The 14069-nt window shown below is 63.6% G+C and carries 12 protein-coding genes; 4 read left to right on the forward strand and 8 right to left on the reverse strand.

The window, feature by feature from the left end:
* Both FJ986_RS17385 and FJ986_RS17390 read left to right on the forward strand, forming a co-directional pair.
* On the forward strand, positions 1-1808 hold a 1808-nt coding region (locus tag FJ986_RS17385), incomplete at its 5' end, for an FAD-dependent oxidoreductase (RefSeq protein ID WP_140675220.1).
* 9 nt (positions 1809-1817) lie between these two features.
* Entirely contained in the window at positions 1818-3173 is a 1356-nt protein-coding gene (locus tag FJ986_RS17390; protein WP_140675222.1) for a Xaa-Pro peptidase family protein, read from the forward strand.
* Here FJ986_RS17390 and FJ986_RS17395 read toward each other — a convergent pair.
* Both FJ986_RS17395 and FJ986_RS17400 read right to left on the reverse strand, forming a co-directional pair.
* On the reverse strand, positions 3138-3968 hold the full coding sequence (locus FJ986_RS17395) for a PhnD/SsuA/transferrin family substrate-binding protein (RefSeq protein ID WP_140675224.1): 831 nt from the start codon (positions 3966-3968) through the stop codon (positions 3138-3140). The genes FJ986_RS17390 and FJ986_RS17395 overlap by 36 nt on opposite strands.
* A gap of 91 nt (positions 3969-4059) precedes the next feature.
* Entirely contained in the window at positions 4060-5067 is a 1008-nt protein-coding gene (locus FJ986_RS17400) for a fatty acid desaturase (RefSeq protein WP_140675226.1), read from the reverse strand.
* A 229-nt stretch (positions 5068-5296) separates the two neighbouring features.
* Between FJ986_RS17400 and FJ986_RS17405 the strand changes: the two genes are divergently transcribed.
* Together FJ986_RS17405 and bmt are read left to right on the forward strand one after the other, a co-directional pair.
* Positions 5297-6154 (forward strand): helix-turn-helix transcriptional regulator, encoded by an 858-nt coding sequence (locus FJ986_RS17405; RefSeq protein ID WP_140675228.1) that lies wholly within the window; start codon positions 5297-5299, stop codon positions 6152-6154.
* A 116-nt stretch (positions 6155-6270) separates the two neighbouring features.
* Positions 6271-7293 carry a betaine--homocysteine S-methyltransferase gene (bmt, locus tag FJ986_RS17410; RefSeq protein ID WP_181171974.1) on the forward strand — a complete coding sequence of 341 codons (1023 nt, stop codon included), beginning with the start codon at positions 6271-6273 and terminating at the stop codon, positions 7291-7293.
* Positions 7294-7309: 16 nt separating this feature from the next.
* On the opposite strand, the gene FJ986_RS30490 is transcribed toward bmt, so the two are convergent.
* From FJ986_RS30490 to FJ986_RS17440, 6 genes are all read right to left on the reverse strand, one after another.
* Positions 7310-7573 carry a hypothetical protein gene (locus FJ986_RS30490; protein ID WP_181181899.1) on the reverse strand — a complete coding sequence of 88 codons (264 nt, stop codon included), beginning with the start codon at positions 7571-7573 and terminating at the stop codon, positions 7310-7312.
* 209 nt (positions 7574-7782) lie between these two features.
* Positions 7783-9897, reverse strand: coding sequence for a VWA domain-containing protein (locus FJ986_RS17420; protein ID WP_140675230.1), 2115 nt, complete (start codon positions 9895-9897; stop codon positions 7783-7785).
* A 2-nt stretch (positions 9898-9899) separates the two neighbouring features.
* The gene (locus FJ986_RS17425) at positions 9900-10460 is read right to left on the reverse strand and encodes an RNA polymerase sigma factor (RefSeq protein WP_140516325.1); all 561 of its coding nucleotides are present in this window, start codon (positions 10458-10460) and stop codon (positions 9900-9902) included.
* Between the two features lie 146 nt (positions 10461-10606).
* On the reverse strand, positions 10607-11344 hold the full coding sequence (locus FJ986_RS17430; protein WP_140516327.1) for a dienelactone hydrolase family protein: 738 nt from the start codon (positions 11342-11344) through the stop codon (positions 10607-10609).
* Between the two features lie 105 nt (positions 11345-11449).
* Positions 11450-12139: a 4Fe-4S dicluster domain-containing protein gene (locus FJ986_RS17435; RefSeq protein ID WP_140495660.1), complete on the reverse strand. Its 690-nt coding sequence runs from the start codon at positions 12137-12139 to the stop codon at positions 11450-11452.
* 89 nt (positions 12140-12228) lie between these two features.
* Positions 12229-13803 carry a trimethylamine methyltransferase family protein gene (locus tag FJ986_RS17440; RefSeq protein WP_140516329.1) on the reverse strand — a complete coding sequence of 525 codons (1575 nt, stop codon included), beginning with the start codon at positions 13801-13803 and terminating at the stop codon, positions 12229-12231.
* Positions 13804-14069 lie beyond the last annotated feature (266 nt).

The raw sequence follows: 14069 nt of genomic DNA on the forward strand, positions 1-14069 counted from the left end.
CCCGCCAGGAGCGCAACGGCATCCTGCTTGGCACTTACGAAAAGGCGTGCAAGCCGTGGTCGCCGGTCAACACGCCCTGGGATTTCGGCCACGAGCTGTTGCAGCCCGACCTCGACCGCATCGCCCCGTCGCTGGAGGTCGGCTTCAAGCATTTCCCCGGCATCGAGAAAGCCGGCATCAAGCAGATCATCAACGGTCCCTTCACTTTCGCATTGGATGGCAATCCGCTGGTCGGCCCGGTGCAGGGCCTGACCAACTTCTGGTGCGCCTGCGCCGTCATGGCCGGCTTCAGCCAGGGCGGCGGTGTCGGCCTGGCGCTGTCCAACTGGATGGTGCATGGCGATCCCGGCTTCGACGTCTGGGGCATGGACGTCGCCCGCTTCGGCGAATGGGCCAGCCTGCGCTACACCAACGCCAAGGTGCGCGAGAACTATTCGCGCCGGTTCTCGATCCGCTTCCCCAACGAGGAACTGCCGGCAGCGCGCCCGGCGCAGACGACGCCGCTTTATGACACCATGCTCGCCAACAACGCCGTCATGGGCGACTCCTGGGGCCTTGAGACCCCGCTATGGTTCGCGCCGAAGGGCAAGGAGCCGAAGGATATCGTGTCCTTCCACCGCTCCAACGATTTTGGGCCGATCGGCGAGGAAGTGCGCGCCACGCGCGAGCGCGTCGGCGTCACCGAAATCGCCAACTTCGCCAAATACGAAGTCTCCGGACCGGGGGCGGAGGATTTCCTCAACCGGCTGATGACCAACCGCATGCCGAAGGCCGGCCGCATCGTGCTGACCCCGATGATCAACGAATTCGGCAAGCTGATCGGCGACTTCACAATCGCCAAGGCCGCGGAAGACCGCTTCATGATCTGGGGCTCGTCGGCCGCGCAGAAATATCACATGCGCTGGTTCGAAAAGCACCTGCCGAAGGATGGTCCAAGCGCGTCAGAGGTGCGCATCCACCGCTTCGACCAGACGCTTGTCGGCCTGTCGATTGCCGGACCGAAGTCGCGGGATCTCCTGCAGAAGCTGGTCGATGTCGACATCTCGACCAAGGCCTTCCGCTTCATGGATTTCCGCGAAATGGCGGTCGGCGGCGCGCCCTGCATGGTCAACCGCATTACCTATACCGGCGACCTCGGCTACGAGATCTGGATGGCGCCAGCCTATCAGCGCCTGGTTTACAAGGCGATCAAGGACGCAGGCGAAGAATTCGGGCTGGTCGATTTCGGCATGCGCGCCCTGCTCTCGATGCGCCTGGAAAAGAACTTCCCGACCTGGTTCCGCGAATTGCGGCCGATCTACGGACCGTTCGAAGGCTCGATGGACCGCTTCATCAAGCTGGAGAAGAACGACTTCATCGGCCGCGACGCGGCCGCCAGGGAACGGGCTGAAGGACCGAAGCTGCGCCGCGTGTCCTTCATCGTCGAGGCGGCCGACGCCGATGTGATGGGTGACGAGCCGATCTGGGCCAAGGTCGGCAAGGACTATGGCACAGTGGAAAAGCCGCATGGCTTTGGCGCGCCGCGTTTCGATGCAGCCGGCAAGGAAGTTCGGGGCTCCAAGGCGGCGCAAGGCGCGTCCGCTGTGCGCGGCATCGTCGACGGCGACTGGCGCGTGGTCGGTTGGGTTACCTCCGGCGGCTATGCCCACTATATCCAGAAGTCGATGGCGCAGGGCTACGTGCCGGCGGCGCTGGCCGAGGATGAAAGTGCCGGCCTGTTCGAGATCGAAATCCTCGGCCATCGCCGTCCGGCCCGCATCAATGTCGAGGCGCCGTTCGACCCGAGCGGCGAGAAGATGCGGAGCTGAGGTTTCGCCATGGACAGCGCGGCGCCAAAGGGGAGCTTCGGCCGCCACCGCAAGATCATGCCGTTTGTGCCGGGCTCGATCGAGGCGCTGCGCGACGCCTCCCGCCGGAAGGCGGCTGATCTCAACCAGCATGTGCTGGGCTACGGCGCGACAGCCGAAGCGGAATGGGCGGCGGCAGGCATTGCCGCCCCCGACCTGGCCGAAATGCGCAAATACCGGCTGGAGCGCATCCGCACCGAGCTGAGGCGCCGGGGCTACGCCGGCGCGCTGCTCTACGATCCCATCAACATCCGCTATGCGACCGATTCCACGAACATGCAGCTTTGGGTGGCGCACAACCCGACACGGCATTGTTTCGTCGCCACCGAAGGGCCGGTGGTGCTGTTCGACTATTTCTCCTGCGAACATCTGTCGGACCATTCCGGCGTCGTCGACGAGGTTCGCCCCGCCGTCTCGTGGATGTATCTGTACAGCGGCGAACTCACCGAGCAGAAGGTCCGCCGCTGGGCGGGCGGGATCGCCGATCTGGTGCGGGAACATGGCGGCGGCAACAGCCGCATCGCGGTCGACCACATCAATCCGGAAGGCGTCGAGGAACTTGCGCGCCTTGGCATTTCCATCGGCAATGGCGAAGCGGTGATGGAGAATGCGCGGCTGATCAAATCCCCTGACGAGATCCTTGCCATGCGACGCGCCATCGTCGCCTGCGAGTCGGCAATGGGCGAGATGGAACAGGCGCTGAAGCCCGGCATCTCTGAGAATGAATTATGGGCCGAACTGCACCGCGGCAACATTGCACGCGGCGGCGAATGGATCGAGACGCGGCTGCTGACGTCGGGACCGCGCACCAATCCCTGGTTCCAGGAATGCTCTTCGCGCGTCATAGAAGCCGGCGACCTCGTTGCCTTCGACACCGATCTGATCGGCCCTTACGGCTTCTGCGCCGACCTGTCGCGCACCTGGCTGTGCGGGGATGTGATGCCAACCGACGAACAGCGCGATCTTTTCCGCATCGCCGCCGACCAGATCGCGCACAACACCGAATTGATACAGCCGGGCACCGCCTTCCGCGACCTTGTCGACCGCTCGGCGGTGCCGCCCGGCGACTGTTTCCCGATCCGCTATGGTGTGCTCTACCATGGCGTCGGGCTGGCGGACGAATACCCGACCTTGCCGCATGCCGACGACTGGACATCGGACACGCCCGACGGCGTGATCGAGCCAGGCATGGTGCTGTGCGTGGAGAGCTATATCGGCAGGCTCGGCGGGCGCGAGGGCGTCAAGATCGAGGAACAGATCCTGGTCACCGGCACCGGCAACGAAAAGCTTTCAACCTATCCGCTGGATGCGAGGCTGCTCGGCTAAGCCGGCAAGGGCCTCGCGCATCGCGGCAACCGTTTTTTCCGGCGTCGTTTTCGCGGTGATGAAGGGCAGGCCCTTACGCAGGCCCGTCCAGCCGACGACCTTCACTTGCCGGGCGGCCCGCTCGAAGCGCTGCGCCAGCGCCCAGCTCTCGCAGTCGATCGCCGCGACATCGGCCCTGCCCTCGGCCACGGCGACGATCGAAGCGCGATGTCCGCCGCTTTCGCTGCGCGAGGAAAACACATCAAGGCTTTCGCCCAGCGCCTCCAGGTCTCGCGTCGGCGCGATGATACCGGACATTGAATCGAGGCTGTTGAAGGTGAAGCGCTTGCCCCGGATCAGATCGAGCGGGATGACGGGCCTGCCATTGCCAGGCGCAGGCACCGACGCCTTGCCGTCCGCCCGCATCACCAGCGCGCTCGAATAAAGCTCGCCCTGGCCGCCTTCGTAGACGTCATAGCTCGGCTGGCCGACAACCTGCACATGGCCGGCCAGGCCAAGCTCCATCGGCCCCCAGCAAGTCTGCGCGAACAGCAGTGCGGGATGCAGCCAGAGCTGGTGAAAATCGAGCGCGTCCGGCGGCAGTGTCGCGGGGTCGGGCGCGATCAGAACGCCGGTGCCACTATGAATGCCACCCGGCACCGGCGGCAGATCGCCGTTGCGGCGAATGACGGTCTCCGGCGCATCGATTATCCCCCCTTGACGGAAGGCATCGCGCAGCAGTGCCCATTGGTCGTCGACCTCGCGGCGCACTTCCGGCCAGTCGTACATCGGCAGCGCTGCAACGAATTCGCTCATGCCGGGATCTGACCATTAAATCTGGAGAGAGGTTCACAAAAACGCGGCGTCGGATTTGAGTTAGCCGACACCGTCCGTCGTGTCGCGGGCTTCATTCCTTGGGCGGCTCGGCCGGGACTGGCGCGGTGCCGAGCCCGCTGATGCTCCGCGCCCTGACGCGCGGCTTGAACGCCCTGCCCGGCTCCGGCTGGCGCCGCAACACCGGATGCACGATCGGCTCCTTGGCCTTGAAAGCATAGGACCTGATCAGCGCGAAATAGCTGGGATAGGCATAGCCATTGTTCATCCGCAGCCATTCCTCGCGACGCTCGCGAAACAGCTGAGGCAGCCGGTACCAGGCCACCGTCGGGGTCTTGTGGTGGACGAAGTGCAAATTGTTGTTGAGGAACAGGAACGACAGCGGCGAGCGCTCGATGATCACCGTGCGGCCTTCCGGATGCTCGGACCATTGATGCTCCGCAAAAGTGCGGATCGCGATCAGCGACTGGCCGAGCCACACCGGCAGAATATAGAGCCAAAGCGGAATGCCAAAGCCGAACTGCACGATCGGCGCCACGACGGCGAGGCCGATCGCATGCAGCAGCCAGGCTTTGCGGATGGCCTTGTCGCCGGCCATTATGTGCTTGGCATCGTCGATGAAGAAGCCGATGCAGGACAGCCAGGGACCGAGCAAGAACCGGCCGGCCATGGTGTTGTTGACCTTGAGCAGGAATTTCATCGTCGGCGGCAGGTCGTCATGCTGCCACAGCGCCTGGTAATAGCTCTCCGGATCGTCGAGCGGATCGGTCAGGCGCTCGTCGGCATGATGGCGCAGATGAAGCGTCTTGAAACGGCGGAACGGCCAGACCAGACCAATCGGCAGGAAAACGAAAGCCTCGTTGATCAGGGCATTGCGCGTCGGATGGCCGTGCAGCACTTCGTGCATGATGGACGACTGAAGTGCCAGGATGAAACCGAGGAGAGCGAGCGCGAAGATCGGATAGGACGGCCAGAGCAGAAGGCCGGTGGCGAGCCATGCTCCGTAACAGAAGAAAGCGAGGGCTACGGTTGGCCACTCGATGGCCGGTGTATTGCGTCGCCTGATGCTCTTGCCAGTCATGCTATCGACCACTGCCCCTCAGTCGCCGGAACCCCAGTGGCTCCTGACAGCATAGTGTCAGGAGAAACGATTCCACTCAACGAGACAAAGTGTACAAAATGTTGCGATTGCGCATTTTCAACCGCACATGTTACAGATTGTAAACAGACCTAAAGATTCATTTGCGCCTGAAGCGCCTCGTCAGGGCGTTCCGGCGAAAATTTTTCCTCATGATTCGGAGAGTCGGGAGATGGACAAACGGGATTTGTCAGCGATCTTTCGGGAGCGTCTTAAGCTGCTCCTGACACGGTCCGACCTCAACCAGTCCGCCTTCGCCACCGCCGTCGGCATCGATCGGTCGGCGCTGTCGCAGCTGATGTCGGGCGCGTCGACGCGCTTGCCGCGGGCCGAAACGCTGCTCAACATCGCGGCCGAGTTCAAAGTGTCGCTGGATTGGCTGCTCGGCCTCAGCCAGGACGAGGGCGTCACTGGTGAAATCCGCGAAAGCCTGGAAATCGAGGAAGCACCCGACGGTTTCGACCGCACGCTTCTGGCCAGATGGTTCGCCGAGGCCGCAGGCACCAAGATCCGCTATGTGCCGGCCGGCATCCCCGATCTTCTGCGGACGCACGCGCTGGTCGACTATGAGGCAAACATCACCAACAGGAGCAGGCTCGCACAGGCCAGCGAGACCCAATACCGCATCGAATACAACCGGCGCCCAGAGACCGACATGGAAGTCTGCATGCCGCGACACACGCTGGAGATTTTCGCACGCGGCCTCGGCGTCTGGGACCGCTTTCCGGAGGCCGACCGTCGGCAGCAACTCGCCCATATGGCGACGCTGCTTGACGATCTCTATCCGACTTTCCGGCTGTTTCTCTACGACGGCCGCATGCGCTATTCGATCCCGCTCACCATCTTCGGACCATACCGCGCCGCTATTTATGTCGGCGACATGTATGTCGTGCTGAACGCCACCCAGCCGGTCCAGGCATTGACCCGGCATTTCGACAATCTGATCAGGGCCGCCGACGTCAACCCGCATGAGGCAGCAAGCTTCGCGCGCAATCTGGCCAGCATGTCGTTCCCATCAGGTTCCGCATGACAGCGCGCACCCGTAACCGCGCCCTTTAACTGCGACTCCGCCGTCGCTATTTTATTGACTGGACATAAAGACTTCTTTATATCCTTATTCGAATTCAGAATGTGAAAGCCAATCCGATGACGACGACCAACCCGATCGACGCGCTGCTGGCGCAAAAAGGCGTGCTTTTGGCTGACGGCGCCACCGGCACCAATTTGTTCGCAATGGGTCTGGAGGCTGGCGAGGCGCCGGAGCTGCTGAACGAGACCAAGCCCGACACCATCACCAGCCTGCACCAGAATTTCGTCGATGCCGGCGCCGACATCATCCTGACCAACTCCTTCGGCGGCACCCGTCACCGGCTGAAGCTGCATCATGCCCAGGACCGCGTGCACGCTCTGAACAAGCGCGCCGCCGAGATCGCCCGCGCCGTTGCCGACAAGGCCGGGCGCAAGGTGATCGTCGCCGGCTCCGTTGGCCCGACCGGTGAGTTGCTGGTGCCGCTCGGCGCCATGACCTATGACGAGGCGGTCGACGCCTTCGCCGAGCAGATCGAAGGCCTCAAGGAGGGCGGCGCCGAGGTCGCCTGGATCGAGACCATGTCGGCGCCCGACGAGATCCGTGCCGCCGCCCAAGCGGCGATCCGCGTCGGCCTGCCCTATACCTATACCGGTTCCTTCGACACCGCCGGCCGCACCATGATGGGCCTGCTGCCGAAGGACATACACGGCGTCGCCGATGGCTTGTCGCAAGCACCGCTCGGCGTCGGCGCCAATTGCGGCGTCGGCGCTTCCGACATCCTCGCCTCGCTGCTCGACATGACCCAGGCGAAGCCGGAGGCAACCGTGATCGTCAAGGGCAATTGCGGCATTCCCGAATTCCGCGGCACCGAGATCCACTATTCCGGCACGCCCGAACTGATGGCCGACTATGTGCGCCTTGCTGTCGACGGCGGCGCGAAAATCATCGGCGGCTGCTGCGGCACCTCGTTCCAGCACCTGGCCGCCATGCGCAAGGCGCTCGACGCCCACACCAAGGCGGATCGTCCGACCGTCGAGACGATCGTCGAGCGCATCGGTCCGATGCGCAACAAGGTGGCCACGGCGAACACCGCCGAGACCAGTGAGGCCCGACGCGAGCGTCGTCGCAGCCGGGCCTGAAGCCACCGCTTTCTAATTATTCGCTGTTGTCGGCGTAGCTCGACTGCGCCGATTTAAGATCGACGACATTGGCGCCGCGCATCGTCATCAGCGCTCCGGATGAAACCGGATCGGTGATCTGCTCCAGCATGATGCGGAAACGATCGTTGGTCAGAGCCGACATGGCGGTGTGGCACGCCTGCGCGACATCGTCGCCGATGCGCCTGGATTCGGCTGATTGGGCGGCCGCCGAAGCGTCCCGTGCCGGCGGTGTCGAGTTGGCGGTAGTCCTGATCTGCAATTCCGACTCCCTCAAGCCCCACACACCTATCCGGCGTAACAAGAGGAAATTGCGATCCGGTACCGGAAATGCCGCGCAATTTAACGATCGCAAATTCCGAAAAAAACGGGCCGGCAGGGAATGCCCCCTCGCCGGCCTCGCCTCACCCGCCCGTGGCCGGTTTTCCCATCAGAACGACCCCATCTGGAAGAAACCGACCGTCATCAACATCAGCGGTTGCCGCTCAGCGCCGAGGCAAGGCGCACAAGCGAGAGGAACTCGGACCTGTACCCAAACGGGTCGGCTCCCCGGGCGGCTGTGGCGATCTCCAAGATCTTGTCGTAGCCGAACTTCGCCGTTGCATCCTCCTCGCGCAGCTTCTGGCCGAACGCCGCGACGGCGACGGAGAAACGCTGGTCGGTGCTGGCCTGGTCGAAGGACGCAACCTCGTTGGCCGACGTCACCGGCGTGGTGATCAGCTTCGAGACGTCCTCGTTGGGCAGCTTGTAGCGGATCTTGACGAAGGCGTATTCGTCCGCGTTGGCGACGCCGCCATTGTTCACCGCGGCCTGGCCATAGCGCAGCGGTTCGATCTGTTCGCCGCCGCTGCCTTTGGGCGTGATCTCGTAGATCGCGGTGACCGAATGGCCCGAGCCGATGTCGCCGGCATCGACGCGGTCATTGTTGAAGTCCTCGCGGTTCAAGGCGCGGGTCTCATAGCCGATCAGCCTATATTCCGAGACCTTGGCGGGATTGAACTCGACCTGGATCTTCACGTCCTTGGCAATAGGGAACAGCGTCGACGAGGCATCCTCGACCAGCACCTTTTCCGCCTCGGCCAGCGTGTCGATATAGGCGGCGGTGCCGTTGCCGTTCTGGGCGATGGTCTGCATCATCTGGTCGTTGAGATTGCCGCGGCCGAAGCCGAACACCGACAGGAAGACACCGGTCTTGCGCTCTTGTTCGATAAGGCGCTTGAGATCGTCGTCGTCGCTCTGGCCGACATTGAAGTCGCCGTCGGTGGCGAGCATCACGCGGTTGATGCCACCCTTGATGAAGGACTGCTCGGCCAATTTGTAGGCCTCCTTTATGCCCGCCTCGCCGGCCGTCGAGCCACCCGGCTGCAAATTATCGATGGCGTTGAGGATCTTGTCCTTCTCGGCAACCTTGGTCGGCATCAGCACCGTGCCGGCATCGCCGGCATAGGTGACGATCGAGATGGTGTCGTCGGTCTTCAGCTTGCTGACCAGAAGCCGGAATGCCGACTTGAGCAGCGGCAGCTTGTCCGGCTCGTCCATCGAGCCCGAGACGTCGATCAGGAACACCAGATTGGCCTTGGGCTGTTCGGCCGGCTTGACGTCGAAACCCTTGATGGCGACATGCATCAGCTTGCTGTGCGCGTTCCACGGCGTCGGCATGACGCTGACGGTCGAATTGAACGGCGTCGACGCCGCATCCGGCCCCTTCCAGTCATAGGGGAAGTAGTTGATCATCTCTTCGACGCGCACCGTGTCGGCCTGCGGCAGGAAACCCTCCTTCAGCGAACGGCGCACGAAGGAATAGGAAGCGGTGTCGACATCGATCGAAAAGGTCGAGACCGGGTCCTCGAGTGCCGAATGCACCAGATTGGTCTTGAAATCCTGGACGCGGTCGCGATTTTCCTCCGGTGGTGCGATCTGGTCCGCCGGCGCCACGGCCGGCTGCTGCGGTGCTATCATTTTGGACATGCGTGCGGCTCGCGACGTGCTGGGCGCGGCAGTGCTATCCAGGGCGAACTCGCCCGTTGGGGCAGGTGGCGCAGGTTCCGCCGGCGCAACCTGTTCCTGCGCATTCTGCGGCGCCAGGCCTCCAGCAACGGCCGATTCGGATCTGTTCGGCGCCGCCAAGGCCTCCGTTTCGTCGCGGCTTTCTGCGTCGGTCTTCTTGTCTTTCTCAGGCGCGCTCGTTGCGAGCGGTTTGTCGATCGCCTGATCGCCCGTGGCCTGTTTAGCCAGCGGCTTCACCGTGGCGGGCTTGTCGGCCAGCGTCTCGGTGATCTTTTCGCCGCCGCCGAAAGTGGACGGCTGTTCCCTCAGCATATGGAAAGTGGCGTATCCGGCAATCGGCAGGGCGACGAGCCCGGCAATAGCCGGCGTGGCAATGAGTTTCTTTTGCATGATTTCGCTCCAGAGCTTTCGTGCTCGCTCTGTGAGACGAAGACCGCCGACCGATCCTTGGCTGACAGCGGAAATATTTTCCTCATCATAGGCGCGCATGGCGGCCTCGAAGGCGCGCGCCTTCGCGCTCTCGCCGGGAGCCGGGATCACTATGTCGCGCAGCCTCTTGAGTTCGTTCTCGTCGACCATGGTCACACTTCCCCGGCTGAACGCATGAGCGTCTTCAGCCGTTTCTTCGCTTCATGGATGTGCCAGGAAACAGTCGTCTCCGAGATCGCCATCGCCTCGGCGGCGGCCGCGTGGCTCAAGCCCTCGCCATAGACCAGCAGCACGGCGTCGCGCTGCTTGTCCGGCAGTCGCCGCACCGCGGCCCACAGCGCCTCGGCAAGATCCTCGTTCTCGGCCGGAGCCTCGCCCGAAATCAGCGCATGAACGCCATAGGCTTCGGTCTTGACCGTCTCGCGGGCGCTCTTGCGCATCATGTCGCGCGCGGCGTTCAGCGTCATGGCATAGAGCCACGTGGTGAAGGCGCTGCCGCCGCGATAGTCGCGGATCGCCTTGCCGAGCCGGACGCAGACTTCCTGGGCGATGTCTTCGGCGTCCGCCTTCCGACCGCACCAGCGGTAGGCGGCGCGATAGACGAAGTCATAGTGCCTTTCGAGCAACGCGCCGAAAGCTCCCCTGTCTCCGCCCTTCGCCCGCCCGATCAGTTCGGCGTCGGAGGCTTCGCTCTCATCCAGCATCATCGCCATCATTTGCCTGTTGGACGAAGGCTAATGGCCAATCCTTGGGGTGAGGGAAAGATTTTTTTACTGGTACCTCTTCCTTCTCCCCGTTCTACGGGAGAAGGTGCCCGAAGGGCGGATGAGGGGCGGCGCCGACCTCTCGAAGATTGGCTTTACCCGAGCGTCTCGGAAAACAGGGTGATCAACCGGTTCCAATGCCGCTCGGCGCCATCTTCGTTGTAGACGCTGTGGTCCGGCACGCACCAGCCATGCGCCATGCCGACATAATTCTCCAGCACGTAATCGACTTCCGCCGCCCTGAACGCCTCGGCCAGCCGCGCTGATTGTTCGGGCGGAAAACTCCTGTCGACGCCGGCCATGCCGACATGGACGCGTGCCTTGACCGACCCCGCCTTGCGGTGCGGACTGTCGGCCGCGTCGCTGGCGAGATTGCCGCCGTGGAAACTGGCCGCCGCCCTGATGCGATCCGGATAGGAGGCGGCTGCGTTCAGCGCCCGCGCGCCGCCCATGCAATAGCCGACAACGCCGATCGGCCCGGTGACGCCTTCGGCAGCGAGTGCGTCGAGGAAGGCGCCGCTGTCGGCAATCGTCATCTCCTGCGTCGTGGCGCTGATCAGCGCCATCAGCGGCACCTTGGTTCTTTCCTCGACGAACGCGGTTTTGGCATCGAACGGACCGTAGGGCGCGTTGCGATAGAAGAGATCGGGCACCAGCACCGGATAGCCCTCGTCCGCCAGCCGCCCGGCCATGCCGTCGAGCGCGGGGCGCGGGCCGAAGGCATCCATATAGAGGATGATGCCGGCCTTGGGCGGGGAAGCGTTGGCCGGGCGGAACAGCCCCGCCCTCGCCATACCGTCCCTGGTCTTGATCTGAAGGTCTTGTTTCGCCATCGCCAGCTCCGTTCGGTTGCTGGGCGATACATATCCGGGCACGCCGACAGGGCAAGCTGTTGCCTGATTTTGGCAGTCAACATTTCGTGCGGCAGCGCGACGAGCTTACCGGCCCGCGAACGCTGCCATGTGGAAGGCCTGCACCTCTGAGGGGTAGCGATAGGCTGTGCCATAGGGACAGGCGTTGCGGTCAAGGCAGCCGCCGTCACAACAGGGCCCGCCACTCGGCCCGCGCACATGCGCCAGGCAGGCCTGGTAGGCGAAGCCTTGGATGGAATAGGCATCGACCGGACAGGATTTCAGGCACGGTTTGTCGACACAGGTGTCGCAAAGATGGACCGCCTCGCGAGCCTCCGGGAGCGCGATCTCGTCCTCGAACAGCAGCGCGCCGCGATAGGCATGCCAAAGCCCATATCGCGGATGCATGAGGATGCCGAGCGGTGACGGCTTCAGGCCCTCGGCCCGCATCGCCCATCGCTGGAACGGCAGATAGGGCTTGTCGGACGGCGACACGGCGCGTGCGCCGAATTCTTCCGCGACCGCGCCTATGACCTGCCGGGACCAGGTGTCGAGCGGATTGGCGATTGCTCGCGGCTGCTTTTCACGCCAGCGCAGAAAATGCGGCCAGGGTGCTGCCCCCGCCTGTCCCACCAGCAGCGCCGACCTGGTTGGTGCACCGGAGCGGCCACAAGGCGCCGCCTCGCCGTCCCCAAAGGTGAAGCCGCCACGCAGGATGAGGCCGTCGGCGCCAAGCGCGGCCGCAATCTCCTCCATCCTGCCGCGCGAAGGAATCATCCCTTCTTGACCGGATCGGAGAAGGCGCTCCGCCAGACTTCCTTGTGGATGATGTTGGCGACTTTAGCCCCGCCTGACTCGGGCTCCTTTCACGTGAAGGCGTCGGGCATCGACCCCTTCTTCTTGGCGATGAAGTCCTTCAGCGCTTCGTCGATCGCCGGATCGAGATGCGGCGCCTCATAAGATTCCAGCCAGCGGCGGGCGAGTTCGTTGGCGCGCTGCGGCGCGGTCTTCTCGCCTTCGGCCAGCCACTGCTCGTATGAATTGTTGTCGGCGATGTTGGAGCGATAGAAGGCAGTCTGGAAATTCGCCTGCGTGTGGTCGCAGCCGAGATAGTGGCTGCCCGGCCCGACTTGGCGGATGGCGTCCATCGCCTGGCCGTTTTCCGACAGGTCGACGCCTTCGGAGAATTTTTGCGTCATGCCGAGCTGGTCGATGTCCATCATGAATTTTTCGTAGCAGGACGCCAGCCCGCCCTCGAGCCAGCCGGCCGAATGGAGGACGAAATTGGTGCCGGCCAGAATGGTCGAGTTCAGCGTGTTGGCACTTTCATAGGCTGCTTGCGCATCCGGGATTTTGGAAGCGCAGAGCGAACCGCCGGTGCGGAACGGCAGGCCGAGGCGCCGTGCGAGCTGTGCGGCGCCGTACGACACCAGCGACGGCTCCGGCGTGCCGAAGGTCGGCGCGCCCGACTGCATCGAGATCGACGAGGCGAAGGTGCCGAACAGCACCGGCGCGCCGGGCCGGATCAGCTGCGTGAACGAAGCGCCGGCAAGCACCTCGGCAAGCACCTGGGTCAGCGTGCCGGCCACCGTCACCGGGCTCATCGCGCCGGCGAGGATGAACGGCGTGACGATGCAGGCCTGGTTGTGGCGCGCATAGACCTTCAGCGCGCCAAGCATGGTCTCGTCGAAGACCATCGGCGAGTTGGCGTTGATCAGGCTGGTCAGGACCGTGTTGTTTTCGACGAAGTCGTTGCCGAACACCAGCTTGGCCATGGCGACCGTGTCCTCAGCACGTTCCGGCGCGGTGACCGAACCCATGAACGGCTTGTCGGAATATTTGATGTGCGCGTAGATCATGTCGAGATGGCGCTTGTTGACCGGTACGTCGACCGGCTCGCACACGGTGCCGCCCGAATGGTGGATCGAAGGCGCCATGTAGGCGAGCTTCACGAAATTCTGGAAATCCTCGATCGTCGCGTAACGCCTGACGCCGTCGAGGTCGCGCACGAAGGGCGGTCCGTAGACCGGGGCGAAGACGGTGGCATTGCCGCCGATCTGCACCGAGCGTTCGGAATTGCGGGCATGCTGGGTGTAGATGGGGGGCGCGGTCTTCAAGAGCGAACGGCAGAGCCCCTTCGGGAAATGCACGCGTTCGCCCTTGACGTCGGCGCCCGCCTCTTTCCACAGCTGCAACGCCTCCGCATCGTCGCGGAAGATGATGCCGATTTCTTCCAGCACCGTGTCGGTGTTCTTCTCGATCAGCGCCAGGCCTTCCTCGTCCAGCACTTCATAGACGTTGATCTTGCGCTTGATGTAGGTGAGCTGGGTGCCGGGACCGCCGCCCGAACGCGCCGCCCGCCGTGCCGCCGCCCCGCCGCTGGCGCCGCGTCCACGTCGCGCGTTTGACGCTTCCTGGTCCACTGCCGCGTGTTCGCTCATGATCGTTCTTCCCTGAATTTGGACCGGCTTGACTAGCGCCCGGCCCGGAACCGTTGTGGCCGCCGAACGCGGCTTCCGGCGGATCGTAGCCATGCACCCTATTCGAAACGGCCCGTCCGCGCCAACGCCTGTCGCAAAATCGACAAGAAAACCGATAGATTTTTCAGTCGCTTTCCTTTTGCGGGAAGTCGCAAATCAGCTATGGATACCCGCCCCTTGCGGGTTAGGTATTGGCGCGTTGATTTTAAGCTGCCATGGTCGTTCCC

It is taken from the genome of Mesorhizobium sp. B1-1-1, assembly GCF_006442955.1.
In the GTDB taxonomy this organism is placed as follows: Bacteria; Pseudomonadota; Alphaproteobacteria; order Rhizobiales; family Rhizobiaceae; genus Mesorhizobium.

Excerpts from the sequence above, each read along its gene's own strand:
- bmt (WP_181171974.1), top strand. The coding sequence starts at position 6,271 with ATGACGACGACCAACCCGATCGACGCGCTGCTGGCGCAAAAAGGCGTG.
- FJ986_RS17395 (WP_140675224.1), bottom strand. The coding sequence starts at position 3,968 with ATGAGCGAATTCGTTGCAGCGCTGCCGATGTACGACTGGCCGGAAGTG.
- FJ986_RS17400 (WP_140675226.1), bottom strand. The coding sequence starts at position 5,067 with ATGACTGGCAAGAGCATCAGGCGACGCAATACACCGGCCATCGAGTGG.
- FJ986_RS17430 (WP_140516327.1), bottom strand. The coding sequence starts at position 11,344 with ATGGCGAAACAAGACCTTCAGATCAAGACCAGGGACGGTATGGCGAGG.
- FJ986_RS17390 (WP_140675222.1), top strand. The coding sequence starts at position 1,818 with ATGGACAGCGCGGCGCCAAAGGGGAGCTTCGGCCGCCACCGCAAGATC.
- FJ986_RS17425 (WP_140516325.1), bottom strand. The coding sequence starts at position 10,460 with ATGGCGATGATGCTGGATGAGAGCGAAGCCTCCGACGCCGAACTGATC.
- FJ986_RS17435 (WP_140495660.1), bottom strand. The coding sequence starts at position 12,139 with ATGATTCCTTCGCGCGGCAGGATGGAGGAGATTGCGGCCGCGCTTGGC.
- FJ986_RS17405 (WP_140675228.1), top strand. The coding sequence starts at position 5,297 with ATGGACAAACGGGATTTGTCAGCGATCTTTCGGGAGCGTCTTAAGCTG.
- FJ986_RS17420 (WP_140675230.1), bottom strand. The coding sequence starts at position 9,897 with ATGGTCGACGAGAACGAACTCAAGAGGCTGCGCGACATAGTGATCCCG.
- FJ986_RS17440 (WP_140516329.1), bottom strand. The coding sequence starts at position 13,803 with ATGAGCGAACACGCGGCAGTGGACCAGGAAGCGTCAAACGCGCGACGT.